The sequence below is a fragment of the Lacipirellulaceae bacterium genome, from assembly GCA_040218535.1.
Taxonomy (GTDB): domain Bacteria; phylum Planctomycetota; class Planctomycetia; order Pirellulales; family Lacipirellulaceae; genus Adhaeretor.
This window is the reverse complement of record JAVJRG010000008.1, coordinates 140,022-165,627: the sequence shown is the minus strand read 5'-3', so window position 1 is coordinate 165,627 and position 25,606 is coordinate 140,022. Positions and strand designations below refer to the sequence as shown.

The 25,606-nt window shown below is 54.5% G+C and carries 19 protein-coding genes; 11 read left to right on the top strand and 8 right to left on the bottom strand.

Features of this window, described 5'->3' with window-relative positions:
* Position 1 precedes the first annotated feature (1 nt).
* The 6 genes from RIB44_10115 (at position 2) to RIB44_10090 (ending at position 5,607) form a co-directional block, all read left to right on the top strand.
* Positions 2-2,065 (top strand): PAS domain S-box protein, encoded by a 2,064-nt coding sequence (locus tag RIB44_10115; GenBank protein ID MEQ8616936.1) that lies wholly within the window; start codon positions 2-4, stop codon positions 2,063-2,065.
* Positions 2,062-2,670, top strand: coding sequence for a response regulator (locus RIB44_10110; GenBank protein MEQ8616935.1), 609 nt, complete (start codon positions 2,062-2,064; stop codon positions 2,668-2,670). Before RIB44_10115 ends, RIB44_10110 begins: the two co-directional genes overlap by 4 nt.
* Before the next feature lie 318 nt (positions 2,671-2,988).
* A complete protein-coding gene (locus RIB44_10105) occupies positions 2,989-3,675 on the top strand; it encodes a response regulator (GenBank protein MEQ8616934.1) in 687 nt (228 codons plus the stop codon).
* A 204-nt stretch (positions 3,676-3,879) separates the two neighbouring features.
* Positions 3,880-4,113: a 30S ribosomal protein S18 gene (gene rpsR, locus RIB44_10100; GenBank protein ID MEQ8616933.1), complete on the top strand. Its 234-nt coding sequence runs from the start codon at positions 3,880-3,882 to the stop codon at positions 4,111-4,113.
* 65 nt (positions 4,114-4,178) lie between these two features.
* Positions 4,179-4,598, top strand: a complete 420-nt coding sequence (locus tag RIB44_10095; GenBank protein ID MEQ8616932.1) for a thioesterase family protein — start codon at positions 4,179-4,181, stop codon at positions 4,596-4,598.
* A gap of 40 nt (positions 4,599-4,638) precedes the next feature.
* Positions 4,639-5,607 (top strand): terpene cyclase/mutase family protein, encoded by a 969-nt coding sequence (locus RIB44_10090; GenBank protein ID MEQ8616931.1) that lies wholly within the window; start codon positions 4,639-4,641, stop codon positions 5,605-5,607.
* 13 nt (positions 5,608-5,620) lie between these two features.
* On the opposite strand, the gene RIB44_10085 is transcribed toward RIB44_10090, so the two are convergent.
* Positions 5,621-6,877: a hypothetical protein gene (locus RIB44_10085; GenBank protein ID MEQ8616930.1), complete on the bottom strand. Its 1,257-nt coding sequence runs from the start codon at positions 6,875-6,877 to the stop codon at positions 5,621-5,623.
* 583 nt (positions 6,878-7,460) lie between these two features.
* On the opposite strand from RIB44_10085, the gene RIB44_10080 reads away from it, so the two are divergent.
* Positions 7,461-8,138 carry an ABC transporter ATP-binding protein gene (locus RIB44_10080; protein ID MEQ8616929.1) on the top strand — a complete coding sequence of 226 codons (678 nt, stop codon included), beginning with the start codon at positions 7,461-7,463 and terminating at the stop codon, positions 8,136-8,138.
* Positions 8,139-8,144: 6 nt separating this feature from the next.
* Here RIB44_10080 and RIB44_10075 read toward each other — a convergent pair whose 3' ends face one another.
* A complete protein-coding gene (locus RIB44_10075) occupies positions 8,145-9,743 on the bottom strand; it encodes a choice-of-anchor I family protein (GenBank protein MEQ8616928.1) in 1,599 nt (532 codons plus the stop codon).
* A gap of 256 nt (positions 9,744-9,999) precedes the next feature.
* Here RIB44_10075 and RIB44_10070 point away from each other — a divergent pair, with 256 nt between their 5' ends.
* On the top strand, positions 10,000-11,295 hold the full coding sequence (locus RIB44_10070; GenBank protein ID MEQ8616927.1) for a hypothetical protein: 1,296 nt from the start codon (positions 10,000-10,002) through the stop codon (positions 11,293-11,295).
* Positions 11,296-11,381: 86 nt separating this feature from the next.
* On the top strand, positions 11,382-12,440 hold the full coding sequence (locus RIB44_10065; GenBank protein ID MEQ8616926.1) for a DUF1559 domain-containing protein: 1,059 nt from the start codon (positions 11,382-11,384) through the stop codon (positions 12,438-12,440).
* A gap of 48 nt (positions 12,441-12,488) precedes the next feature.
* Here the strand turns inward: RIB44_10065 and RIB44_10060 are convergent, their stop codons facing one another.
* Positions 12,489-13,265, bottom strand: a complete 777-nt coding sequence (locus RIB44_10060) for a hypothetical protein (GenBank protein MEQ8616925.1) — start codon at positions 13,263-13,265, stop codon at positions 12,489-12,491.
* A gap of 136 nt (positions 13,266-13,401) precedes the next feature.
* Positions 13,402-14,076, bottom strand: a complete 675-nt coding sequence (locus RIB44_10055) for a PEP-CTERM sorting domain-containing protein (protein MEQ8616924.1) — start codon at positions 14,074-14,076, stop codon at positions 13,402-13,404.
* A gap of 425 nt (positions 14,077-14,501) precedes the next feature.
* On the opposite strand from RIB44_10055, the gene RIB44_10050 reads away from it, so the two are divergent.
* On the top strand, positions 14,502-17,009 hold the full coding sequence (locus RIB44_10050) for a DUF1559 domain-containing protein (GenBank protein ID MEQ8616923.1): 2,508 nt from the start codon (positions 14,502-14,504) through the stop codon (positions 17,007-17,009).
* 32 nt (positions 17,010-17,041) lie between these two features.
* Here RIB44_10050 and RIB44_10045 read toward each other — a convergent pair whose 3' ends face one another.
* Positions 17,042-18,145 carry a DUF1207 domain-containing protein gene (locus RIB44_10045; protein ID MEQ8616922.1) on the bottom strand — a complete coding sequence of 368 codons (1,104 nt, stop codon included), beginning with the start codon at positions 18,143-18,145 and terminating at the stop codon, positions 17,042-17,044.
* A gap of 348 nt (positions 18,146-18,493) precedes the next feature.
* Between RIB44_10045 and RIB44_10040 the strand changes: the two genes are divergently transcribed.
* Positions 18,494-19,252, top strand: coding sequence for a hypothetical protein (locus tag RIB44_10040; GenBank protein ID MEQ8616921.1), 759 nt, complete (start codon positions 18,494-18,496; stop codon positions 19,250-19,252).
* 194 nt (positions 19,253-19,446) lie between these two features.
* On the opposite strand, the gene RIB44_10035 is transcribed toward RIB44_10040, so the two are convergent.
* The 3 genes from RIB44_10035 to RIB44_10025 form a co-directional block, all read right to left on the bottom strand.
* Positions 19,447-20,370 carry a DUF547 domain-containing protein gene (locus RIB44_10035; GenBank protein ID MEQ8616920.1) on the bottom strand — a complete coding sequence of 308 codons (924 nt, stop codon included), beginning with the start codon at positions 20,368-20,370 and terminating at the stop codon, positions 19,447-19,449.
* A 224-nt stretch (positions 20,371-20,594) separates the two neighbouring features.
* On the bottom strand, positions 20,595-22,808 hold the full coding sequence (locus tag RIB44_10030) for an NAD(P)-binding domain-containing protein (protein ID MEQ8616919.1): 2,214 nt from the start codon (positions 22,806-22,808) through the stop codon (positions 20,595-20,597).
* Positions 22,809-23,018: 210 nt separating this feature from the next.
* Positions 23,019-25,583, bottom strand: coding sequence for an ATP-dependent Clp protease ATP-binding subunit (locus RIB44_10025; protein ID MEQ8616918.1), 2,565 nt, complete (start codon positions 25,581-25,583; stop codon positions 23,019-23,021).
* Between the last annotated feature and the right edge of the window lie 23 nt (positions 25,584-25,606).

The following is a 25,606-nucleotide window of genomic DNA, read 5'->3' as shown; positions in this document are numbered from 1 at the left end:
CATGCCAAGCGACTCAACGCACAATCCGACAGCGACAGAATTTGACTACGCATCTTGGTTCAACGCGTGGCAACGAGAGTACCTTCTTTATCGGCTTACACCTGACGGCGTGATTCTCTACATGTCGCCGAGTGTGCGGGAAATCTTGGGGTACGAGCCCGAAGAAATGATCGGGCGACATGTGAATGACTTTCTAGTCATGAATCATCCCGTCCACGCTCTGATTCAAGATCTCTCTGATCGGCTCTGGCCCGGAGAGATTCCGATGCACCGTTGCGTCGCGAGAAAACGCAACGGCGAGGAGCTTTATCTTGCCGCAAGAGAAAGAAAGATCTTCGACGACGCTGAGGTTCATGTCGCAACAGAGCGCATGGCTCACGACGATACGCACCGCGTGCAAGCGGAGCTCTCGTTACGGCAGAGCGAACGGCGATATCGTCGTTTGGTGGAAGGGATACGAGGCGACTACTTTATTTACACCCATGACAACCAGGGCGTCATCACTTACGTCAGCCCTTCGGTGAAGAACGTCATGGGCTACAACCCGGAGGATGTCCTTGGTCGAAATTGGCGCGAACTCGTCAAAGAAGAGTATCAAGGTCGCCAACGGGCTGAAAATGTCCGTCAAGACATCTATGCGGGCAAGAAGTTCCATCGCCTTGTCGTCGAAATGGATCATGCCGATAAAGGCACGCGTCTGCTCGAACTACAAGTGCGACAGCTTTACGGCCCAGACGGTGAGTTCACTTCGCTTGAAGGCATTGCCCGCGATATCACTGAGATTACCAATACGACCAATGAGCTGAAGCAACTTAAAGAGAACTTAGAGGAGCGAGTTGCCGAACGCACTTCCGAACTGGTAGCGATCAATGAGAAACTCGTCGAAAGTGAAGAGCGTTATCGGAGCGTCGTCGAAAACCAAGTTGAATTCATTGTTCATTGGACACCCGACTTGCGTCGCACTTTTGTAAATGAAGCCTATGCTCGCTACTTAGGGAAGCCCGCTGAAGAGCTCGTCAACCAGCCCTTTATGCCCGTGATTTTCAAAGACGACGTCGAGAATTTCACGAACGCGATGCACCAGCTCACGCCTCAAAACAACTCGGTGACTTACGAACACCGTGTTTTGCGCCCCGATGGTAAACTTTGCTGGGCTCAATGGACGGATCGCGCTTTTTTCGACGAAGAGGGTCAGCCGACAGCCTATCTTTCTGTGGGGCGCGATGTCACTGCGCTTAAGGAAGCTGAGGACGAGCTACGCCAGAAGGAGCTGCTGATTGCCCACGTCTCTCGACTCGCGACCATGGGCGAACTCGTTGCGGGGATCGCTCACGAAGTGAATCAACCTTTGCATGCGGCCAGTGCTTTTGCTGAAGCCGCGCGGCGGCACCTAGAAAGCGGTAGAGAAGATGCCGCAGAGCGAGCTGTTGAATGTATGCGTGAGATTACCTTGGCGATCAATCGCACAGGCAAGATTATCCACCGACTCCGTGATTTTACGAAACGAAGTGAGATTTACGTAGAGTTACTCTCCGTCAATGAACTCATTCGTGAGTCGCTCAGCATCCTCGCCTATGAGACGCGGAGAACGCACGTTTACTCAGTAACCCAACTCGCTGAGGATCTCCCAGAGATTTCGGGAGATCGAATCCAACTACAACAAGTTTTTGTGAATCTCATTACCAACGCTTACGAGGCAATGTCTGAGATTCCCACCGCTGGGCGGACACTGACAGTTCGTACTTTTCTGCAAGGGAAGTCTGTTCGAATCGAGTTTGAAGATACAGGGCCGGGAATTGCGAAGGATCAAGAGGAGCAGATCTTCGATGCTTTCGTCACCACGAAGGACAATGGAACTGGGATCGGACTGAGTATTTGCAAAAGCATCGTCCAGGCGCATCGCGGCAAGCTCTACGTTCAGCACGCACAGGATCAGGATGGCGCCTGTTTTGTGATCGAGCTGCCTTATCGCAACCACACACTTCATCGTCAAGAACAAACTCTTCAAGCAACGATCGACGTAACAGAATCACCATCGTCACCCGATGCGGAGAATCTGTCGTGAGCAATCCTCGAGGAATCATTTACATTGTCGACGACGACGAGCAAGCACGTCGTGGCGTGAGGGCCCTTCTGGAAACGCTAGATGCCGAGGTTGCAGATTTCGAATCGGCAGAGTCTTTTCTCGAAAGTTACGATGGTCGCCGTCCGGCCTGTTTGGTGACTGATGTTCGCATGCTTGGCATGAGCGGTATCGAGCTTCAGGAACACCTCAAACAAATGGGGATCACTATCTCCGTCGTGGTGATAACCGCCCACGCCACAACGCCGCTAACTGTTAAAGCCATCCGCAATGGTGCCTTCACGCTGTTAGAGAAACCGTGCGACGAAGATGCCCTCTGGAACGCGGCACGCAGGGGCCTCCAAGTTGACGCGGAGGTCTACCAAGACGAGCTCAGGAAGCAAGCATTACGTGATCGCCTGGCAAGCCTCACCGAGAAAGAGCGATGTGTATTAGACGGAGTAGTAGCAGGCGAGGCCAACAAGGTCATCGCCCGCAAAATGGATGTCAGCATCCGTACGGTCGAAAACCACCGCAGTCGGGTTTTTGACAAGATGCAAGCCGATTCGGTGGCCGAACTCGTACGACTCACTCTCGACCTGCAGTAGGCCTGACACGAAGATCGTAGCAATCGGCACCTCTTTGGGGTCATTATCGCCGAGAATCGATCAATTTATAAACCACTGCAATATATGAAGTTACGCTCATTCACGGACGGCTACTGCGGCTGACCACCATTCTTTTTCGGGAAGTGCGGATACTAACCGCATCTCTCGCTTCTATCATTCTCATACTCGCCCCGCTGACGAACCGGAACTCGTCGCGGATGGAAGCGACTTCCTTTTTTCGATGTTTTTCGCATTCTAGCGAGCGATCCTGGTTACGCACGCAGCGTGATAGCGGATCGGTTTGAGGAGGTACCTGAAATGTCTGAAAAAACTATAAGCAAAGAAGCAATTGTTTACGTTGTCGACGACGACCCCCAAGCATGCCGAGCGGTCTCGGAGCTCGTCCACAGCTTTGGCTACCAAGTCCGGTCTTACGAGTCTCCCGAAGATTTTCTGGCGAACGTCTCCAACGACCGTCCCGGCTGTGTTGTCCTCGACTTGAGGATGCCAAAGATCGACGGCTTAGAGCTGAATCGTCGCCTTATGGAACGGGGCCTGAACCTCCCGGTGGTGATTATCACAGCCTACGCGGAGACTTCCGTAACGGTAAAATCGCTACGAAACGGCGCAGTTTCTGTGCTCGACAAGCCCTACGCGGATGACGACCTCTGGACTTTTGTTCAGGAAGCGATCTGCAAGAGTGAAAAAGAACTGCGTCGCAGCCAACACCAAGCCTCGCTTGAGGAGCGACTCCGGAAGCTCTCACCGCAAGATCGAGCCGTGCTGCAGTTAATGCTCGATGGCCAGAAGAACCGCACGATCGCGAAACGTCTGGACGTGAGCCTCAGAACGGTCGAAAACCGCCGCCGCCGTGTTTTTGACGTGATGGAGGCCGATTCAGTGGCTCAATTAACCCGCATGGTGGTTGAATTCGAGCATAATCTTCTACCCAAGAAGAATTCCAACGAGGCTTGGCTGGCGCTTCCATTTGAGCGAGTAGCTTAGCTTGAAAAATCGCGTTGAAATCAACGAAGAGGCAAAACGCGCCGGTCGCCAGTGAAAGCTGTCGACCGGCCTTTTTCTTGCAGAGACTCTCTCTCTGCCGGATTAAGGGCTGTGAAGCACTTATTTCGACTTGTGAAGAGGGCTTTTTCGGCTAAAATTCGGTGCTACCAACGATTTTCTAATTCGATACCCCAAGAAGAAACCATGGCAAAACGCGCTCGTGCTGCTCGCAAGGACCCTGTCTGTGTTGATGGTGTACGCCCTCGACCGATGTTCGTTGATTACAAAGATCTCGATTTGCTGGGCAAGCTAACCAATCGTCACGGCCGAATCGTGAGCCGACGTAAGACGGGTTGTCACGCTGCTAGCCAGCACGCCGTTTCGAAGGCAATCAAACGGGCTCGCTTCATGGCACTGCTTCCTTACGTAGGCAGTTAGCTTCGCTCTAGACAGAGAGAGTTCTCGATTCTCTCTCTTCAATTCTCTCCGGGGCTCCAACCATCATGGCAGAGCCTTTCAAGACACAACGCCTTGTCGAGTTTCACGATACCGACATGGCAGGCATCATGCACTTTGCCTCGTTTTTCCATTATATGGAATCGGCAGAGCATGAGATGATTCGCTCCCTAGGCTTTAGCGTCCACATGGAGCACGAGGGCCAAAAGCTCAGCTTCCCTCGCGTGAGTGCGACCTGCGATTATCAATCTCCCGCCCGTAGCGAAGATGTCCTCGACATCGCCGTTTCCGTGGTGAAGATTGGCAAGAGTAGCGTGACTTACGATTTCACCTTTACGCACGAAAACCAAAAAGTTGCGACCGGGTCAGTAACGTGTGTTTGCTGCCGAGTGACTCCCGGCGAGCCAATCGCCGCCGTGCCGCTGCCGGACGAGATTATCGAAAAGCTGCAAACCCACGCGGCCTAAAGCCCGGAGCGTAAGCTTCCGGCAGAGAATCGAATTCACCGTGGTCCCCTCCTACCTTCTGCAATTGGTCGTCTCGATTGCCGAAGGCCTGGAAGAGCATCCTGAGACACGTCGCCGACACGCGGCCTGGCTGCGCTCCCAACAGCAACCGGACGGAGGCTTCACAGGACGCGATGGCTCGAGCGATCTCTACTACACAGCGTTCGCCCTACGCAGCTTAGCCGTCTTGGGCGAGCTAAATGGAGAGTTGGCTGAATCTGCAGCCGTATTTCTTCAGGGGCAACTCAGTGCAAACACCTCAATCATTGACCTCATCTCCCTGGTTCTTTCAGCAAAGCAAATCGAGCTCTCCAGCGGAATTGATCCACTTGATGGAACTGATAGCAACTGGCAAGTGAAGGTCCTTGCTTTGCTCGAAGAGCTCCGTACCGAAGATGGCGGTTACGCAAAGACCCTCGAAGGCGCTGCCGGCAGCACCTACCAGAGCTTCCTCTCATTGCTCGTCTACCAACTTCTTGAGCAGACTCCGCCAATGCCTGAGCATCTTCGTGAATTCCTTCTTTCCCAACGACGCGAAGAAGGGGGTTTCGTCGAAATCCGAGCCATGCGACGCAGCGGTGTAAATCCTACAGCAGCAGCCATCGCGGGGCTGCGGATCCTTCATGAAATCGCCGGGCAACCTCAGATAACCGAGCATATCAGAGAGCCCGCAGCTGAGTTCTTACTCGAAATGCAGAACGAAGAGGGCGGAGTCGCCGCGAACACACGCATCCCGATCGCCGACCTGCTGAGCACGTTCACCGCGATGCAAACGCTGGACACCCTAGGAAGGCTGGATGAATTTGACCGCGAGGCAGCACGGAGATTCGCTCTAGGCGTCGAGCAACCGGCGGGAGGCTTCCTTGCCGCAGCCTGGGATCAAGTGGCAGACGTTGAGTACACCTTTTATGGACTGGGTGTTTTGGGGCTTTCAGCCCGAAGTCCCGATGATCCCGGCTTTAATTCCTAAGCAGCAAATCACTTCATTTTTCTAGCGAGAATCTTCGATGTCGAGTGAACAACCCAACCATCGACATCACGCTGATCAATATCACCGAGGCTGATTCTGGAATGGCTACTTGGTTAGAAACAAAGGCTCCCCAGGTTCCGTCCGTGAAGGAAGCAGTGAAAGCCAGTTGACCGGTTTCATTGAATCCACTTTGATAACCATCCTCGTTACCAGAGCCTCCAGCAAAGTAAATATCGTTGATCACGCGCAAGTCAATCGCGGTGCCATTGCCCACATCCAGCGCGTCACCTTCGCGGGCAATTAAGGCAAGGGTGCCAGAGGAATCTAGCGCCCAGATTCCAACGTCGTTTGTGCTATCAACGCCTGTTCCAGTGAGAAAGCCGCTGAATGCAACTTGGCCCGAGCTGTTGAAAACGTAGGTGCCAAGTCTGGCAAAGTTTACCCCCGCTGGTGTTCCCGGTGCAGCGTCGCCAGTTCGGGCAACTAACTCCAGTTCTCCGCCGCTTGATTGCGCCCACAATCCCCGATCGTTCGTTGAGTCGACCCCTGTCCCCAAAAGTTCGCCGATGAAAGCTGTCTGGCCAGCACCATTTATGACTTGATTTTCGAAACTCTCGAACTCGACACCCACAGGAGCACCAGGCGCAGGATCACGACTGCGTACAACAAGTTGAACTCCTGAACCTGCAGCCTCTGACCATATCCCCTGATCATTGCCACCGGTCACTCCGGGTCCTCTGATGTACCCGATAAAAGAGGCGAGACCAGCATCATTAATTCGCACGTCGGTAAAGAAACCAGAAAATCTCACTCCGCTGCGCGTTCCAGGTGCTTGATTACTAGACCGAACCACAAGTTGCAGACCTTTGCCAGAGCCCTCAGACCAGACGCCACGATTATTGAGGCCTATCACTCCAGAACCAATGAGCGAGCCAGAGAAAGCGGTCTGCCCTGCGCCATTAAACGAGATCGGGCTGATCGAAGAGAACTGCGTCCCCGTGGGTGTGCCAGGGGCGTGAGTACTTCTAGTTCGTGCTATGAGCCGCAGCCCCGAGCCGCCACCCTCGGACCAGATGCCCCTGCCAGAACTGTCTCCTCTTGCGTAAGAACGAAATGCTGTTTGCCCGGCTGAATTGTGAAGTACGCTATCTATTCGGTCAAAAGTAGTACCTACCGTAGTGCCTGGAGCTTGTGCTCCCTCATAAGCAGCAAGCCCAACAACCCCAAAAGAATCTTCCGCCCAAATACCCAGGGCACTGCTGTCAGTCATGCTTGGGCTAGAGAATGAACCCAGGAATGCCGTTCGACCATCTTCAGTCAAAACGGGGTTCTGGAACCCAAGAAACCTGCCTGTAATTGCTCCAGGTAGCGCGTCGTTCTTGCGTGCAACTAACGCCAAATCACCCGTGGTCCCCTCGGACCAAATTCCAAATCTATTGCTACTAAAAACCCCTGGGCCCGAGATCGTGGCCTGCAATGTCACGCAACCATTATTGTTTAGAAAAGGGCTACTGAAAGCGGAAAAGTTTAGTCCAGTTGGGGTTCCGGGCGCTCTGTCGCCTTTGAGAACGATTGTCCGTAGCGTCTTGGCAAATGACATGCCCCCTAGGCAACTCGCATAGAATCCAAGAGCCACGAGGCAAGCAACAGGCCTTAAATTCATGTGGCACTCCTCTTCTGCACAAGCTGAATAAGTATGAGACTACGCTAGGAGACAGCGAACAGCTTTCACTGTAAAGAGGAAACGCTCACAAACGTAATAGAGTGACAACAGATAGCCCTACGTTTTTTTAGAGATTCTAGGGGTACGAGGCACGTAGACGTTCATGAACGAGCAGGCCACAATAGTCGCCATGAGCGGACTGATCGCAAAGAATCTCTCAAAGAGCTACCCAACATCTGCCGAGCCCTTAGAGGTTCTGCGGGACGTCTCCCTGACACTCACACCGGGCGAGAACCTCGCTATCCTTGGTCCCAGCGGTTGCGGCAAAAGTACATTGCTTGCGTTGCTCGGCTCGCTCGACGAGCCCACCTCTGGCAGCCTTTCGGTTGACGGGGTGGACCCGAATTCATTGAGCGACACTGAACTTGCCAAGTACCGTTCGGAAAAAATTGGCTTCGTCTTTCAAGAGCATCACCTGTTGCCTCAATGCACGGTTCTGGAAAACGTACTGATTTCCTTCCTGGCAACGGGAACTGCCGAAGAAAGAGAAGTCGAAATTGCCAAGGACTTACTCTCACAAGTCGGCCTTGAGCAACGACTTTCCCATCGCCCGGCAGAACTCTCTGGAGGAGAGCGCCAACGCGTCGCACTTGCCCGGGCTCTGGTTCGCGACCCTGTTCTATTACTAGCCGACGAACCAACCGGCAGCCTTGATCAATCGACCGCCGATTCGATCTCAGAGCTCCTACTTGAGCTACAACGTGAGAAGAGCAAAATGCTCGTGGTCGTCACCCACAGCGAGCGACTAGCGGAGCGGATGGGCCGACGCTGTCAGTTGGACTTAGGTCGGCTCGAAGAATTGGCGTGACTGAAGCTATTTAGACAACCGCAAGTCATAGGCTGTGACTGTCGCGCTAAACTCGTTGGCAACAACAAGCATCGCACCTCTTGTGGGACTCTCGTCCGCTGGTACGAACACCAAGCCTTCGGGAGAAATGTCCTTGAGACCCTTCTCCTCCGCGGGAGGAATGTAACAGCAAAAGGTTGGGCTGAGCGGCTCCGTCAGGTCGTACACCATCACTCCGCTGGCGCGTTCCAATCCGATAAAGGCGTAACGCCGACCGGCTATTTCACCAAGCACGACTCCCTCAGGCTCTGGTCCGCGTACATGACTCCGATTGTCAACGAGTTCCGTCGGCAGGGCATCGTGGATGGCTCGCATGGCGAGAACGCGTTCAAAATCGCTACCGCTGTCGAACACTAATTCGAGTTTGCCCTCAGAAGCTCGCCAAACCGAGAAACTCCGTGTGCCGAACGCGTGAAGCTCATCGATGTCGCCGTCCCCATCCGGGTCACACTGGTCGATGCAAACTTGCAGCCGCCCTAAGTACTCAGGCTGCATCAGGTGCCGTGCTGCGGCACGATCATCCCACTTCTGCTTGAGCTTGATCAGCTCGCACGCAGGTGCAGCTTCATGATACGCCGCATATTCGCGGGGATCTCCCTCGTTGGCAGTGACAAGATAATTCTGCCCCTCGTGCTGGAACGAGGCAATTGCATCGGGCTCGTAGCTGGCTTTCACTGGCCAGAGCTGCACCTGGAGATGCTCGTCCGCATCACTCGCATCAAGCCCGGTCGTTGCGTAGGCGGGGTTGCCAGCCAATCCAACCGGAACGTGCCGAAAGTCTTTCTCACCGAGAGGATGAATCGCTGTCACGCGAGCCGTTGCGAGATCGATTTCCGCGATCGCATTGTTCTCTTGCAGCGTTACCCAGGCACGTCGACTGTCAGGCGAACAGGTGATGTATTCTGGCTCCAGGTCTTCAGCAACTGTGGCATGTCCATCCGGGCGTGACTGGCTGGGGCCGAAGAGGCGAACGCCACGTTGCCGAAGTTGTTCGGCTTGCGAGTTAAACTCCGTAAACTCACACAGCGAGACCTTTGCCGCCGCAAGGTCGTGCGAACCTGCCAAGTCAACCACGGTGACGCTTCCTTCGCCATCGTAGTCGTAAGCGTCGGTCGGCTCGCCTTCGTTAGCGCACAGCAGATAACGGCCATTAGGCGTGAAGCAAACCATGTCGGGGTGCGAGCCTGCAGGGAAGGTAGTGAGATACTCACCTGTGGCGGATTCAAACAGATCGATTCGCCCGGCTTGCCTCTTATCTTCAGCGGCCAACGCCAGGGCGATCCGCCCTCCGCTGGCGGCAACACTCGTGGCGTGGTAACCGGCGGGCACGGGAAGGCGCTCGTTTGCCAGTTGCCCATCGGACAAACGGAGATTCACGATCCCCTGCTCCGTGGTAACGAACAGACGCTGTGACGACTGGTCAATCGCGGCGATCTCGACGGTCTCAACCTGAGGCCGCATACGCCAGGCAAGTCTCGCCTCAAGTGCGTCGGCATGACTCTGCTGGGAACCCAACAATGTCAAACACCAGAAAGCGGTGACACAACAGACGCGAACGGATGCCATCACGGTAGGTCAGCTCTGCGTAAGGGAAGCGATGTGAGGAGAACTCCAATATGAGGATTAAACCAAAAGTTTGTGAACAAATGATGAAGATGAGATGAGGACGAAACTGGCTGCTTTTCCTGCATGAAAAATTCATTCTGTCTTAACCAAAACCTCGCAAACGATGCCTATGTTGCTCGGCTTCAAGCTGTAGACGGTACGAACGTTGTACAGTTGTCGCCCTCCGCAAGGTCTCCAACCCCACAGGCGTTGTTTCATGAAGAAATTAGGTGGCTCTCCTCGTCACGGTACTTGCTGGCTCTTATTTGCTGTCCTTACTTTTGCTTCCTATGGGGCGCAATTATCTGCACAGACCTACATCAATGAGATTTACTTTGATCCCCCGGGAAGCTCCGGTGACAAAGTCTTCGAGTACATCGAACTGCGTGGTAGCAATAGTGCTTCGCTGGCCGGGCAATACCTGATCTTTCTCGAGAACGAGAGCAGTGCGACCTCGAATGCGGGTGTGATCGAAAACATTTTCGATCTGACCACTCAGTCGCTTGGCAGCAACGGATTTCTCGTCTTGCGTCAGGCTGCCAGCGACATGTTCTACGATCCCGAGCCGGCGGGAACCAATGTCTTGGTGAATACTGGAACCGCGTTGAATTTCGGATCTGGGCCCACGAGCACAATTGGTCACTCCGATCTCGGGGGAGAAGGAGAAATAGAAAACAGCGGCTTCACGGCCATGCTCATTGATATCGGCACAGGGGCCGCACCAGTTCTCGATCAAGACCTCGACAACGGTGACGACGGCATGAGCGACGACACATTCCCAACCGGGTGGACTGTCCTCGACTCGATCGGCGTGAACAGCGAAGCAAGCGAGTCAGACGGAAGGCTTTACGCACCGATCAATTTCAGTAACGGGCTGCCTGGAAACGGCGGTAACGGAGAGCCAGGAGCAGTCTTCGTCGATACCGGCTTTGAAATCGAGTATGTCGGGCGTTGGGGCGATAGCACCGGATCAGGAGTGCGAGACTGGCACGCTTCGAATCTCACTGCTGACGGGCAAACTGGATCAACAGGGTCGGGTGACTATCGTCAGGCCGGTACATTCCATGATCCGCCAATCGGGACAGACAACTTTGTCGAGACCACACAGGGGGCACCCTATGGAATCCCCATGGTCAACACCCGAGGAGCTTCCAATCTCTTTGTCCTTGATGGTGACTTTGAATACGACGAAAGCACGAATTCATTTGACAATGATGTGGACGGTGGCGATTTCCTGATGTGGCAGCAAAATTTCGGCTTCGAGCAGATCGAGCGCGACGGTGTCGCCAATGATGCGACCCGCCGTCACGGGGATACTCCCGATGAGGACGGGCTCTTCGACCGAATCGTTGATCGCCAGGACCTGGACGTATGGGCCGCCAACTACGGCGAAACCTTCTCACCGGCCGGCACAGCCTCTTTGAACGCAGTGCCAGAGCCAACTGCCTGCTTGTTGGGATTGCTCTGTAGCATCTCTCTCAGCCTATCTCGCCCCAAGAGAAGTGCACTTTAGCGCTTCTGATTATTCGTTCGAAGCGAATTGTCCCAAGAGAATTCCATAGGAAGGAAGTCACTGTGATTCTTCGAAGCAAAACCAACGTGTCTCGTTCGCAAGTTGTACGAGGATTTACCCTCGTTGAATTGCTGGTCGTAATTGCCATTATTGGCGTTCTCGTTGGGCTGCTACTCCCAGCAGTACAGGCAGCGAGAGAGTCCGCTCGACGATCGCAGTGTACGAACAACCTCAAACAAATCGGCCTCGGACTACTAAACTATGAGTCCACCAACAGAAACTTCCCCCCAGGTCAATTCAAACCGGCTGGCTTGAAAGAAAACGCTGCCCTAGCTTGGCCCGTCTGGCATCTTTCCTACATGGAGCAGCAACCGCTCTATGATCGGATCGACTTCACCGTTGATCTGCGACAGCAACCCAACAACATGGCCGATTTCACGGGACCTGTGAATACTGTCATTCCTGCCTACATCTGCCCTAGTACCGGACGGCGGCAAGTCTTTCGTGGCGAGGACGACAGAATCGAAGGAATCGGATCGCTCGTTGGTGGTGACGGCCTAGCCTGCATGGATTACATGGGCAACAAAGGGCCTGGAACCGAGATTCAAAATCCAGTTAATGGCGTCGAGTACACAAGAACCGACAGCTCGTTCTTCGAGATTTTTCGCGGCGTGCTGCTCGATATTGAGTCCGGCCAGGACGATGGGAACTTCGACTGCATCTTTAACCCACAAAAGGAATGCTCAGCAGATGTCGTTTCTGCACGTCAAATTACCGATGGTCTGAGCAACACCTTTATCGTCGTGGAATCGACCGGCAAGGGATGTGAAGAAGAACTAACCGCACTGGGCCAGCCCAACAAAACTCCTACCAAAGAACTTTCAGGAGCATGGGCTAGCGAGAAGAACATCAGCGGAATCGATGTTACTCCACAAACTCCCGCTCTCGGTGACACCTCCGCGATCAACCCCTCTGAAAAAGTTCATTTCGCCAAAGAAGAGATGTTCTCAGACCATCCAGGGGGCGTCAACATTCTTATGTGTGACGGCTCCGTTCACTTCCTGAGCGACGATACCCCATTCGAGGTTTACATCGCTCTCTCCAGCCGCGACGGAGCTGAGCTCGCGTCAGTCGACGACCTATAGCCGAGAACGCCTAGACTGTAACCGCCAGGCATCGATGGCATCTGCTGGCTACTCGCTTGATCTAAACACGATTGACGAAAGCGCCAAACCGAGGATCAACCAGCAAGCATGTGGTTCCGGTACCGTCGTAAATCCAAGTCCTTGCAGACGAGCCCCATTTGGCAAGTCGCCGGTCGGCCTACCAAAGTCATCTTCGGGACGATAGCCCGGCAGCACGGCGTTGTCATAGTCGATTTCCCTATAGGTTAGGGTGAAGATTTCTCCTGCAAGAAACGGGATATCCAATCCCACAAAGTCGTCCCTCGATCCGTCAGCAAGAGTTGGATTGGGGACACCAAGATCCGATAGTTGAAATCCTTGTTGATTGAGCCGAAGCTCGACTTCGAAATCGAACAAGGACAAGGCAACACCATTCGGCAGCTCAAGCGAGAAATACTCCAACGTCTCATCCTTCAAACCGTCAAGGTTGATACTCTCTAGGACCCCAGATCGGCTGAAAGAGAAGGTCATTGCTTCGAAATCGGGCGAGTTGACGCCACCAATTCGATTCAGCTTGGTGATGTCGCCATCGCTGGAAAGACTCCGCGAGTCGATACCAAGCCCCGAGTTGTCGACCTCATTAAAAACGGTGCCAAGCGGTAATGCCGAAACGCTCAGTTGTGACTCCTGTAGTGGAATCTCTGCCGTAGACAAGCCTGTTAGACCATTCGAATTGAAGCCGAAGAGGAGATCCTCAGCAGCCGCCTCTTGCGAAGAGACAAGCATACCGAAGACCACAATCAAGAATGGTTGAGTCGCAAGACGATTCGGAGATAGACCAAGCATGATCTTACCCTTTTGCATTGACTTATTGTTGGAAGCAATGGCTATAGAAAATGCCCTGAGCCCGACGGCTTGCCGCCGGACCCAGGGCATCGCTATTGAAACGAGTGGCTCTCGTCCCCTCGATCATTGGAGTCGTTTACTTGCGTCGACGAATTGCCGTTCCAGCGAATGCCATCGCAGCAAGTAGCAGGCTAGCTGGCTCGGGGATCGTTGGTACCGAACCGGGCGTACCTACGGCAAACTGACCGTTGCTGTTCGGTCCAGCTCCAACGGCGCCAAATTGACCCATTACGCTGTAGGCACCTAAGACTGGGTCGTAAGATTGGCCGGCTGATCCGTCGGCGTCAATATAGCCTTCAAAGTCTACGATTTCACCTGCTTCAGGGCCGTTCATGTTAGCGTCCAAAAAGATCGTAGCACCGTCGTTTCCACCACCAAGGCCACTACCATCAGCGTAACCAACTTGAGTTCCTGCGGGAGCTAAACCGGCCCAAACACTGTTCCAATCGATTGGACCAATCAGTGTTCCGATGGTAACAATGACCGACTCACCAGCGGCGATTGAAGGGATACCTTCGATGGCAGCAGCGCTAGCCGCTGCTTGTGAATCGTCATCATAAAAAATGGGCCCATCCACGGCAGCCGTCCAAGGCATATCGCCTACATTTGTTATCTCAAACCAATCGTCCGTGAGATCTGGATTCGGATCGTTACCAGCCCACAGCTCAGTGACCTGAAGGTCGAAGGCTGCCTGAGCTTGACCGGCCAGAACAGCAAGGCTTGCGAAAATCGCAAATACAAACTTCTTCATTAGTCCATCTCTCCAAAAAAGGCGGGGTAGACGCCGGGTGGGATAAAAAAGCAAGTGCTATCTGGCGGCGTCCAATCGCTTTCGCCTAAGAACCCTCCTCAAGCGACAAAAAGCGATGCCGGAGAGATTAAGAGGGTTATGTGAACGCACGGTTAAGAGAAACCTGCGAAGTGGTGAAGCTTGCGTTAAGAAATGATTTAGAGACGATCGCTTCCTCCGCTAATTGACATTAGTGCTTGTTAGGGAGAAACTTACGGAAGTCGCTCGCGGATCACCGCAGAGGTGTTTGCCATTTCGTGTGCAAGTATTTCGCTTCTCGGACGAAGCCTCTTACGGCGTTCTGCTACGTTTTGAGGATGCTTTCCATCGACCGCCTACCTGGTTCTCATCGCTCAGCGAGTTTCCACTCAAATCGGAGAAAGAAAATGGCCTCTACAGCCGCTGTTGGTTTTACCTGGATTACCTTGCTTCTCGCCGGCACCGTAAGTGCCATGCCACTGGGCGGGGCCCCGCTGCCGCCAGACCCAGCGCTGTCGGCGGTTGCTCCAGAGAAATGCCTCTGGTTTGGGGCCTCCTCCGGCCAGCAAGCTCCCGACCCTGAGAGCGAAAACGAAACCGAACAACTCTATGCAGAGCCTCAGATCCAACGACTGGCCGAGGAGGTCGAATCGCAGATCATGCGAGTCGTTGGAATGGCAACGATGCGAGGAGGTCGCGAGGAGCAAGCACTTGCCCGCAGTTTGCCTCCGATTATCAAAGGGCTGATGCTGCGTCCCTTCGTGCTTTACATCGAAGATGTTGAATTCTCCGACAACGGCCCAGAGGGGCAGAAGCTGGATGGTTCCGCCGCTTTCATCCTCAATGCGGGCGAGAAGAAGGCGGAGATCGAAAAAGCCATTCAAAACCTGATGGCTCTTGAGCCTCGTGCGTTCCGTGAAGAGAACCTGCTAGGCATTACTTGGCAACGAGCCCAAACTCCGCCGGAGGCTCCCGCAGTACGGATGGGTTGGAAAGACGAGTACTTTATTCTTGCTCTCGGTGAGAAAACCCCTCAGACAGTCATCGACCGAATGAAAGCGGGAAAAACGCCCGCTTGGCTCACCGAGCTTCGTAACGAGCATCCGATCGAACGAGAACTGGCACTAGGCTACCTCAACGTAACGGCAGTCTTGGAAAAAGTCCGCCCGTTTGCTGAACAAGAACAAGGCTGGGCCATTGCTGAAAAGCTTGGTCTCATGAGCATCAAAGCGGTCCACTCCCGTAGCGGCTACGACGCGACGGCTTGCAAGACCACGATGCATCTCAAAACTGACGGCCAGCGGACCGGCGTGTTGGGTCTGATGCCCTACAAACCACTCTCGAAGCGTGATCTCCAAGCGATCCCCATCGATCCGCTACTAGCCGTTGCAAAACGGATCGACGTTGATGAAGTCATCGAGACGGCTCTGCGAATCGTCAGCGACTTTGAACCACGAGCCCGTGAACAGTTCGATCAGGGCTTGTGGCAAGTCGAGAGCCAGACAGGCGTGAACCTTCGAGATGATATCCTGAAGAGTCTTGACGACGTTTGGATCGCTTATCTTCCCGGTGGCGATCTGATGAGCTCGTGGCTCGGTTCGGCACTTGCCGTCAAAGTGAAAGATCAAAGCAAGCTCAGCCAGTCCATCGATAAGCTGATGCAGCTCGCCAAAGCAGAGATGGACCGCGAATTCCAAAACAGCGGCGGTCGTCGCGGGGCAACGATTCAGGAATCCAAGATTGGTGATAATACGATCTATTCATTACAAATCGTTGGCGAAGCCTTCCCCTTCTCCCCAGCCTGGTGCGTCAGTGACGAATGGATGGTCTTCGGCCTTATGCCACAGACCGTCCGCGATGTGCTGGAGCGGAGTGCCGAGGATTCGCTGGCAGACAACGAGGTGGTTCGCGAACCGCTCTCAGCAAGCGATGCTCCTTCGGTGATGTTCTATGTAGATACACCTCGACTCGTACGATCGATCTACCCGTGGGTGCAAATGGGCGTGCAAGCGATGTCGGGCGAAATGCGCCGCGAGGGCATCAATATTGATACGACGGTGTTGCCGTCGGTGGAAGTAATCGCCAAGCACCTCCGCCCAGGGGTTTCGACCTGGACACACAAGAGCGACGGTTTCCATTTCACGTCGCATCACTCGCTACCCGGCAGCGGAAATCTGATGGCTGCGGCACCCTTGGGCGTAGCGATGATTATTCCTGCGGTGAGCTCGGCTCGATTGGCTGCGCAGACGGCTCAAGAAACGAATAATATGCGGCAGATTCAACTCGCCATTCTCAATTATGAGTCAGCCATGGGAAAACTCCCCAACAATGTTTATGACGACGAGGGTAATGCGATACTCAGTTGGAGAGTCGTGATCTTGCCCTACTTGGAGGCCGGTTGGATTCACGACAACATTCGGATGGATGAGCCTTGGGACAGCGACCACAACAAACAGTTCCTCGCTCAAATGCCGGAGGTCTTCAAATCCCCCAGTGGAATGGCTGCCGAGGGGAAGACTCGCTATTTGGCACTCGCTGGTGAAGGGACCATGAGGGACGGCGATGAGGAAATCGGTTTCCGACACGTCACCGACGGAACTTCCAACACGCTCAGTTTCGTCCATGCGAACAAGGACGTGGCCGTCGATTGGATGAAACCCGATGACTTGCCTTTCAACCCGGAGCGTCCCTTCAAGGGGCTGCTGAACGAGCAGGGGATGTTCCTCGGGGCGTTTGTCGATGGCAGTGTCAGTCGGATCAGCAACGGCATTGCGAAAGATGCGATGGTCGCCTTCGCGACACGCGCCGGTGGTGAGGTCGTCGATTGGGAGGCTCGCAATCAGCCACCAGAGCAAAGGGCGGTGGAAGCCGTCGATGTAGCGCCGGCGGCGGTCGTTGTTCCAGCACCGCAGTAGTTCACTACGCTTACGGCTAAGTCGCGAGCGGCTTAATAGTCGTACCAGATCCCGAAGCCGGTCTTCTGTACACTGTTGTCGAAGAACGAGAACTGGTCGTCTTTGCCGTTGTAGTATTCGAAGCCGAAACGCAGAAGTCCGCTGGCCGCGCTGCGTCGCCAGGCCCAACCGGCCTGCGCGACGAAGTTACCGCCGAAGTCGACCTCTTCACGCAGATGGCCGTTGAACGCCACAAACGGTGCCCCGCGGAAGCCGGTTCCTTGGGTCGGTGCGTAGTCGATGCCGAACTGGAACTCCCACGGCTCGGAGACATCGTTGACGAAGGCGTAGCCCATTTCACCGTAAAATCGCAAGTTTCCGTTGCCAGGAATGAACGAGTTCTCGTCTGGGTAGACTGAGTAGCCAAGGACGAGCACATCGCGGCTATAATTCAGCCGTGTGAACCCGGGGTTCTTAATCAGAAACTCATCGCCCACGTGCGAACTGAGGTGATAGTAGGCGACCTTAAACTGGCGACGCGCATCGCCCCACGTGACAGGGATGCCGAAGCGATAGTCGGTCGCCGAAACGTCGTGGTCCTCCTCGGGATCGAGCCGTGTGAGGCCAGCGCCTTCGATGCCGATCTCGAAGCCTTCGGGCCGAACGTCACCCCCAGTTCCATAACGCAGAATCGTCGCACGGCCTCCGAGCGAGATGTCCCAGTTGTCTCCGTCATTGTCCTGGTCGTTCCAGACGGAGCGAAACCGCGACTCGTTCACGCCGGCAAGATAGCTGCGGTAGATAACACCTTGAGGAAGCAAGCGCCATTGGTAGTTGCAGTCGCCACAGCCGCAGCCTTCGCTGCGGAAATCACACCCAGACAATGCTTGCTGATACTGCACCTGCTGTGCTTTTCCATCGACGATAGTGTCCTTACCTTCGCCTTCGAGAATAATTTGATCGGCAAGTGAGGCATTCTCCTCATTCTGTTGAGGTCCTAGCGATAGTTGAGCCTTTGATCCCAAGTCGCTACTCGCCTGTGCCTCCTCCGCTGTTCTACTGGTAAACGGGGGCGCTTTCGCAATTGCTGAAGGTGATAAAGCACCTAGCAGAGTGACCGTACCGAGGGCTATCGCAAGGGAGAGCTTTGTTGACATATCGAATGAGTCGAAGGAGGGGCCGAACAGGCAGTGAGGAACAACCACCAGCGGGGAAAGAAGCCGCTTTACGAGCCTCTCATCGGCCTGAGAAAAGAGATGCATCGAGCGGGATTTGACAGTTCTAACAGGAAATCCGACTTGCTATTCCTGTTAGTGAATCGTGGCAAACCTTAACGGTCGCTAGCATCGAAAGCGTTGCAACGATCGTCAGCAGCAGAGCGCTGCTAGCACACGTTTATCCGCACCTCAGCGAAGTTTGCCAGTGATGCCCGTGGGCGAACGATTTCGATCAAAAGAAAAGCCCTTTTTCCGAAATGATCAGAACTTAACCTTCGGTAACTTGCCATGTCCTTGCGTCGGCCCTTCGAGCTTGTCCTCGTTCTTCTGCTGAGCAACAGCCTTCTCAGCCCCGCGAACGCCAGAGAGTCGGGACTGTGGCGGCTGCCAAGCTCGACGCCTCAATACTTCGGCTACGGCTATGGACCTGGGCACCATGCACCGATGATTCGCTCTCCGGGGTATCAACCTCCGCACGTGCAGCGACTGAGATTCATTCCGGCCAAGCAGGGGCCGTTCTGCAATACAGGCAACTGCTCGATGGGTGGCGGCTATCAATCGCTACCGATCGACGCTGACCTATGGGCCTTGGACGCCATGTCGGCGCCGATGCACTCGCTGCCACAAGCTATGCCGTACCCTCATCCTTACCCTCAACACGCGTACCCTGCCCCGCACCCAGCTCAGATGCAACCTCTACCTGCGATGACACCAACTCCTACCCAGCCTCAGCTTGAACGAGCGACCACGCCAGCTCAGGCGAAGCCAGCGGCTACTCCGCAAGCTGAGGAAACCAAGCCTGTAAAGAAGAACGAAGCCTTGCCCGTGCCGTCGCCCGTCGACGAACCAGAGGACGAAGACCTACTTGGCGAAGATGACCTTGAGGCCGGCGATCTCGAGGGAGACTTCGGCGATGACCTCGATGATGAACTCGACGTGGACGATCCCCTCATGCCGGAAGCTGAACCACTGCCTCAACCTGAATCGAAGGACGACACGCCGAGGACCGACCAGGCTCGTGGGCCGAGGGTCTGGAATTGCCGCTGAGTCGTTGTGAGTTGGCTCAAGTGGCTTCCTCGGGTGGCTGGGGACGAGTTGAGCGAGCCCCCAGTTATCCAAGACTGGGGGCAGCCTCAAGCTGTCCCCAGCCACCCTTGGTTGCCGAATTCAAACTGCTTCAAACTTTGCTCTATAAGTTCCGGTGGAGGCGTAGCTCCACGGCTATTTGGGTTGCTTTTACTTTACTCGTTGGGAATCGAGCCTGAGCCGAAGCTTTTGCCCCCGCCGCTTGTCTTTGTCTTGCCCTGCGTGTTGAGCGACCAGTTGTAATCGTTATAGACGATTTCGACTTCGCCCTGGTCAGCTTTCATTAGTCCTGCAAGCAGCGTCTCGCCCTTCGCACGTTTCTCGAGGAACCCGACGACTCCTCCACTGGCGTCGAAATCCTCGCTGTACCAATTGAGGATCGCGCTTAGGTACAACTTCCCCTCTTTCTCATCGTAGCGGACATGTTTGGGGTTGTTCGCAAACAGTGTAGCCTGATCTTCCAACTGCTCATCGATACGTTCACCCAGGTACGCTTCCGGGCGGATCTCCGGGCAACTCTTGGCAGCGCAGACTAGCGCAACATGGATTCGTGGCTCGTTATAGGTTGGGCGAATGACGTCGTGCTCTAAATGATTCAACGAGATCGTCTTGCCACCGAAAATGTGTTCCTGGAGATCGAAAAACACGTTGTCTTCTTCGCGATCTCCATCGCCGTCCAGGTCCTGCTGATCCACCACGTCGGTCAGCACGTTATTCTTCACCTTGTGAATGATCACGCCGTTGATCACGAAGGCGTTGTAAGCATTACAGTGCAGAGCGAGACGCTCCGCGTCACTGGCGAGCTTTTCAGGCTGGGCTTTTGCGAGTTGCTTGAGGTAGATTTCAAAATGATGATCGCGCTTCAGACCGTCGTAGTCGACCAGTCCATTGGCCACATAATTCCGAAGGAGTTGATCCCAAAGCTGATTGTCAACGCCCGAGGAGTCCGGCTTGATCTCCGCGTAGGTGTAAGGCTTGGGAAGACTGCGGAATGCCGCCACCGCAACAGCCACGGGCATCACGAAGCAAGCGACAGCCAACCACAGGTACGCGCCTGAATATTCTTTTTTCTTGTCCATGATTGATCTCTTTCTCGCAAGTTTTGTCCCACGCAGAGGCGCGGAGGACGCGGAGTTGCTTTTCAGGATACCTAGAAGCAGCGTAAAAAACATATCAGCCGCCGGGCATTAGCCCCCGGTTGCCCTGAGAACTGGACGCTTATCCCGACATGACGGGACGGTTGATGTTCTGAAACGGCCTCTACTCACTCTGCGATCTCTGCGCCTCTGCGTGGGACAATCGATTACTCATTACAGTTTCCACACCCTCGATTCTTCAAAGTCGTGTTATTCAAAATTGGCAAGTCGAGTGAATCATGAATTGAAACGAACGTGGTATTCCCCGGCCCTGCATCAGTTCCCCCTGGGTAAGGCTTTTCTGCAGGAACGTCCCCCAGGTGAAGAATCTCCATCGGGCATCGCACCACGCATTCAGCACAGCCCACGCAGGGCGAATCTTTCAACGTCACCGCTTTCCCTTGCAGGGCTTTCGACTTGATGTCAATTCCCATCTGGCAGTACTGGTTGCAGATGTTGCAGTCGATGCATTTGCCCGGCTCCGCGGAGATCTTAAATCGCGACCAACGGCCCCAGAAGTTCATCCAGAAAGCCAGCGGACACCAAAAACGGCACCAAACGCGCTGGCCTAGAAAGGGATAAACACCAATGGCCAGCGCCCCGGCAAAGAACGTCCCTACCAGCGTGTTGTAGTAACCGAACGGACTCTCGATGCCATAGAGGTGGAGCACCGTTACGATTACCGCCAGCGGAATTACCACGTAGCCAAAGCGTTCCAACCAGCGAGGCGTGTCCCCCTTGGGTCCGCGGTGCCGGAACGCACTGCCAACCGTCTCAGCGAGTGCTCCACAAGAACAAACGTGCGAGCAGTAGTATTTGCCAAAGAAAAGGGTGAAGACCGGCAGGATCACAAAGGTCAGAAAAACAGCCCATACCACGCCAAACACCGCTACCGCTGTCCACCAAGGCGGCTCGCCCTGCCCTGCGATCGGCTCCAAATCAAAAGCCGTCATGTTCAACGGCCAAGCATTCAGCGAGCGCGTCAACAGTGGCGTCCAAGGGTTCTTGCCCAGCACGACGACCAACAGCGTGGGCAGTCCCCACCAGAGCGTCCAGTTGAAGAAAATGTTTGACAGATTCCTCCGCCAGACGAGGCGGTGCTTGTACCGCCATCCCCAATAAATACCAAACCCGGCGATCCCGACGAAATAAAGCAGGTAATAGAACGAGTAGAGATTCGAAAACCTCGCCGGAATCATGTCGAACAGCCAAGCGAAGCCAGGAATCTGCGTTTGCTCCGACCCTTCAGCAGGCTTCATAAACGTATAGTGCTTCGCCTGGAAATAAGTGAAGTAACCAATCAGGATGCCAATCGCACAATAGATGCCTCGCTTGAGTGTCCAGACGCCGTCCAGTTCCATGCCTGTGTCGAGCAAAAAGTCGACGGGAGGCAATGTGCCGATCAACACGAGGACGTAGTCGTTCTTGATCGTTCGCTGCTCACCGCCGACTTCGATGTCGACCGCGTCATCACGAATCTCCGTGACATTCGATTCGAAAAGGACCTCAAGCTTCCCAGCCGCGATGGCCGCGTCGATCGCCTCGCGATTATCTTGCTTCAGTCTAAAAAACTCGTCGCGACGGTAGGAGAGGGTCACCCGGTTGTGATCCATCAAAGTGAGCGCCGCTTCGACGGCCGAGTTGCCGCCACCAACGATCAGTACGTCTTGATCTTGATAATCCTCGGGTGTGTGTAGTCGGTAAACGACCTTCTCCGCTTTCTCTTCACCTGGCACACCCAGCTTGCGAGCTTCCCCCTGACGTCCCATCGCAATCACGACGTTGCGTGCTTCAAAAGGCTGGCCCTCTTTCACTTCCACCTGGAAGTCATGCTCGCCGCGCTTCACAATCCTTTGAACTTCACAGCCTTCTTTCACTTTGAGATCGTTGGAGTCCACCGCCTCGCGGACCATTTCTAAGAACTCGCTCTTTTCGCGATCCCCCTCGACGGCTAGTTCGCTCTTGTTCTTCAGGTAGCGCGGTTCGGAGTAAACCTTCTTGCCTGGCGGAAAGCCACGCACCGTGTTGGCGATGTGCGAGCGCTCCAGAACGACGTACTTCAGGCCTTTTTTCTGAGCTTCCAATGCGGCAGAAAGCCCCGCCGGGCCGCCGCCGACGATGACCAGATCAAGACCCTCACCGTCGCCGCCAGAGGTCTTGAAAACTCCCTGCTTCTCCATCCGCTCGATCAGTTCGACACCATGATTGGCGGCGATCTTCACCAAAGGAATGCCGGTGACATCGCCAATGACGTACAACCCACGGACGGTGGACTCGAAGTTGCCGTCAATAATCGGCAAGATTTCCTGGGGAGGGACCGTCGAGAGATAGCCAGGCTTTGACTTTTTGTTGGCCTTATCAGGCTTGGCAACGATGCTCATTGATTACAACATGAAAAGCTAGGACGGCAGCAGAAAGCTTGAAGGGAAATGAAAACGCCTAAACGCTGCTCGGAATTTTGGTTTGGAACATCATACCTTCAGGATTGCCGCCTAGCCGTTAAGTTAGACACACTTTGCAAATATGCAATCCACAAAAAAAGCCGCAAGCAAAGCTTGCGGCTTGAGGAATCACAGTGTCAGATTGAGAAACTACTCGCTAACGTCTTCAGCGGGTGCGTCATCACCTTCGCCAACACCAGCACCAACCGGCTCCGGCTCGTCCTCTTTGGTCTTAAGGCCCTCAAAGATGAGCTGTTTCTTGTCGCCCACCTTCTTCGCCTCGACCTTGATAAGGTCTTTGCCGTTGAACTCGCCCTTGAGCAATTCCTCGGCCAGTGGATCCTCGATGAAGGATTCAATGGACCGACGCAGCGGACGTGCACCATAGTCCGTGTTTGAACCCTTCTTGATGAGGAACTGTTTCGCCTCGTCGGAAAGCTCGATGGCGAGACCCTTCTCTGCCAAACGTTGCCGTACCTTCGAGAGTTCCAGCTCGACAACCTCTTTCAAGTCGGTCTCCGTGAGGTGACGGAACACAATGATGTCGTTCACGCGGTTGATAAACTCAGGGCGGAAGACCTTTTCGATCTCCTCGACCACGCGGCCCTTCATGCTGTCGTAGTCCGCGTCGGCGTCCGGCTTCTTAAAGCCAAAGCCTCCTTCGTTCTTGATGGCGTCCGCACCGGCGTTGGTCGTCATAATGAGGATCACGTTGCGGAAATCGACATTCCGACCGAAGCTGTCGGTCAGGCGGCCTTCTTCCATCAACTGTAACAGCATGTTGAAGACTTCGGGGTGTGCCTTCTCGATTTCGTCCAGCAGAACAACTGCATAGGGACGACGGCGGATTTGTTCGGTGAGCTGGCCACCCTCTTCGTAGCCAACGTATCCCGGAGGGGCACCGATCAGACGGCTGACGTTGTGCTTCTCCATATATTCGCTCATGTCGATCTGGATGAGGGCTTCCTCATCGCCGAACATGAACTCAGCGAGTGCCTTGGCGAGCAATGTCTTACCGACACCGGTCGGACCGGCAAACACAAACGTACCTGTTGGACGCTTGGGATCTTGCAAACCGCTACGGCTTCGACGGACGGCTTTGGCGATCGCCTTGATGGCTTCGTCTTGGCTAATGACCTTCTCGTGAAGTTCATCCTCCATGTTCATCAGACGAATTGTGTCCTCGGTGCTCATACGCGTTAGCGGAATGCCGGTCATCTTCGAGACAACTTCCGCGATCACGTCTTCATCAACAACGCCACCATTCTCGCGTGACTTTTCACGCCATTGGGCGGTGATGTCTTTCTTCTTCTTCTTGAGCTTGTCAGCTTGATCGCGTAGCGCGGCAGCCTTCTCAAAATCTTGATTGGCGACCGCTTCCTCTTTCTCGACGTTGAGCTGCTCGACCTCTTCGTCAATCTCTTTGAGATTGGGCGGTTTGCTCATGGTCTTCAGACGGACACGAGCGCCCGCTTCGTCGATCACATCAATCGCTTTGTCCGGCAGGCAACGACCGGTGATGTAACGGTCGGAAAGCTCAACAGCCGCCTTGGTGGCATCGTCGGTGATTTGCACACGGTGATGCTCTTCGTAGCGATCGCGAAGACCTTCGAGAATCTTGATCGTGTCCTCGGCCGAGGTCGGTTCGACCAGCACTTCCTGGAAACGACGTGCGAGAGCTGAGTCCTTCTCAATGTATTTGCGATACTCATCGAGCGTCGTCGCACCGATGCACTGGATCTCGCCGCGTGCGAGGGCTGGCTTCAGGACGTTGGAGGCATCAATCGCACCTTCAGCACCACCGGCACCAACAAGCGTGTGCAGCTCGTCGATGAACAGGATCGTATTTTTCGCACGACGCACTTCGTTCATCACGGCTTTAATGCGTTCCTCAAACTGACCGCGATACTTCGTGCCCGCGACCATCATCGCCAAGTCGAGAACGACAATGCGGCGTTCAAGCAAAATCTCAGGGACATTGCCATCTACCACGCGTTGTGCAAAACCCTCAACGATGGCCGTCTTACCAACGCCCGCCTCGCCGAGCAGGACAGGGTTGTTCTTCGTGCGACGGCAGAGGACTTGAATAGCACGTTCAATCTCTTTCTCGCGACCGATCACGGGGTCGAGCTTGCCTTGCTTGGCAAGTTCCGTCAGATCGCGACCGAAGCTATCCAGCGCTGGTGTCTTGCTTTTGCCACCCTTGCGACTTTCACGCTCCTCACCTTCGCCGCCACCTCGACCGCCGCGGCTGCTGACGCTCTCCTCACCTTCTATGCCGTGGCCAAGAAGATTGAGAACTTCTTCGCGTACATCCTCAAGCTTGAGCCCAAGATTCATGAGCACCTGAGCGGCAACGCCTTCTTGCTCGCGGAGCAAGCCAAGCAAAATGTGCTCGGTGCCAACATAGTTGTGATTCAAGTGCCGCGCTTCCTCCATCGAGTATTCGATGACCTTCTTCGCGCGTGGCGTTTGCGGGAGCTTGCCCATCGTGACCATGTCCGGTCCGCTTTGGACGAGCTTCTCGACTTCTAGGCGGATCTTGCGAAGATCGACGTCTAAGTTCTTCAGCACGTTGGCTGCAACTCCGGAGCCTTCTTTGATCAGTCCCAGCAGCACATGCTCCGTGCCAATGTATTCGTGATTGAAACGCTGCGCCTCTTGGTTAGCAAGTTGCATGACCTTGCGGGCGCGATCAGTAAAGCGTTCGTACATATTCCTCTTCTCCCTTCGGGGCG

Coding starts and splice junctions, on each gene's coding strand:
- RIB44_10115 (MEQ8616936.1), top strand. CDS start 2: ATGCCAAGCGACTCAACGCACAATCCGACAGCGACAGAATTTGACTAC.
- RIB44_10105 (MEQ8616934.1), top strand. CDS start 2,989: ATGTCTGAAAAAACTATAAGCAAAGAAGCAATTGTTTACGTTGTCGAC.
- rpsR (MEQ8616933.1), top strand. CDS start 3,880: ATGGCAAAACGCGCTCGTGCTGCTCGCAAGGACCCTGTCTGTGTTGAT.
- RIB44_10095 (MEQ8616932.1), top strand. CDS start 4,179: ATGGCAGAGCCTTTCAAGACACAACGCCTTGTCGAGTTTCACGATACC.
- RIB44_10085 (MEQ8616930.1), bottom strand. CDS start 6,877: ATGACTGACAGCAGTGCCCTGGGTATTTGGGCGGAAGATTCTTTTGGG.
- RIB44_10080 (MEQ8616929.1), top strand. CDS start 7,461: ATGAGCGGACTGATCGCAAAGAATCTCTCAAAGAGCTACCCAACATCT.
- RIB44_10075 (MEQ8616928.1), bottom strand. CDS start 9,743: ATGGCATCCGTTCGCGTCTGTTGTGTCACCGCTTTCTGGTGTTTGACA.
- RIB44_10070 (MEQ8616927.1), top strand. CDS start 10,000: ATGAAGAAATTAGGTGGCTCTCCTCGTCACGGTACTTGCTGGCTCTTA.
- RIB44_10060 (MEQ8616925.1), bottom strand. CDS start 13,265: ATGCTTGGTCTATCTCCGAATCGTCTTGCGACTCAACCATTCTTGATT.
- RIB44_10055 (MEQ8616924.1), bottom strand. CDS start 14,076: ATGAAGAAGTTTGTATTTGCGATTTTCGCAAGCCTTGCTGTTCTGGCC.
- RIB44_10050 (MEQ8616923.1), top strand. CDS start 14,502: ATGGCCTCTACAGCCGCTGTTGGTTTTACCTGGATTACCTTGCTTCTC.
- RIB44_10045 (MEQ8616922.1), bottom strand. CDS start 18,145: ATGTCAACAAAGCTCTCCCTTGCGATAGCCCTCGGTACGGTCACTCTG.
- RIB44_10040 (MEQ8616921.1), top strand. CDS start 18,494: ATGTCCTTGCGTCGGCCCTTCGAGCTTGTCCTCGTTCTTCTGCTGAGC.
- RIB44_10035 (MEQ8616920.1), bottom strand. CDS start 20,370: ATGGACAAGAAAAAAGAATATTCAGGCGCGTACCTGTGGTTGGCTGTC.
- RIB44_10030 (MEQ8616919.1), bottom strand. CDS start 22,808: ATGAGCATCGTTGCCAAGCCTGATAAGGCCAACAAAAAGTCAAAGCCT.
- RIB44_10025 (MEQ8616918.1), bottom strand. CDS start 25,583: ATGTACGAACGCTTTACTGATCGCGCCCGCAAGGTCATGCAACTTGCT.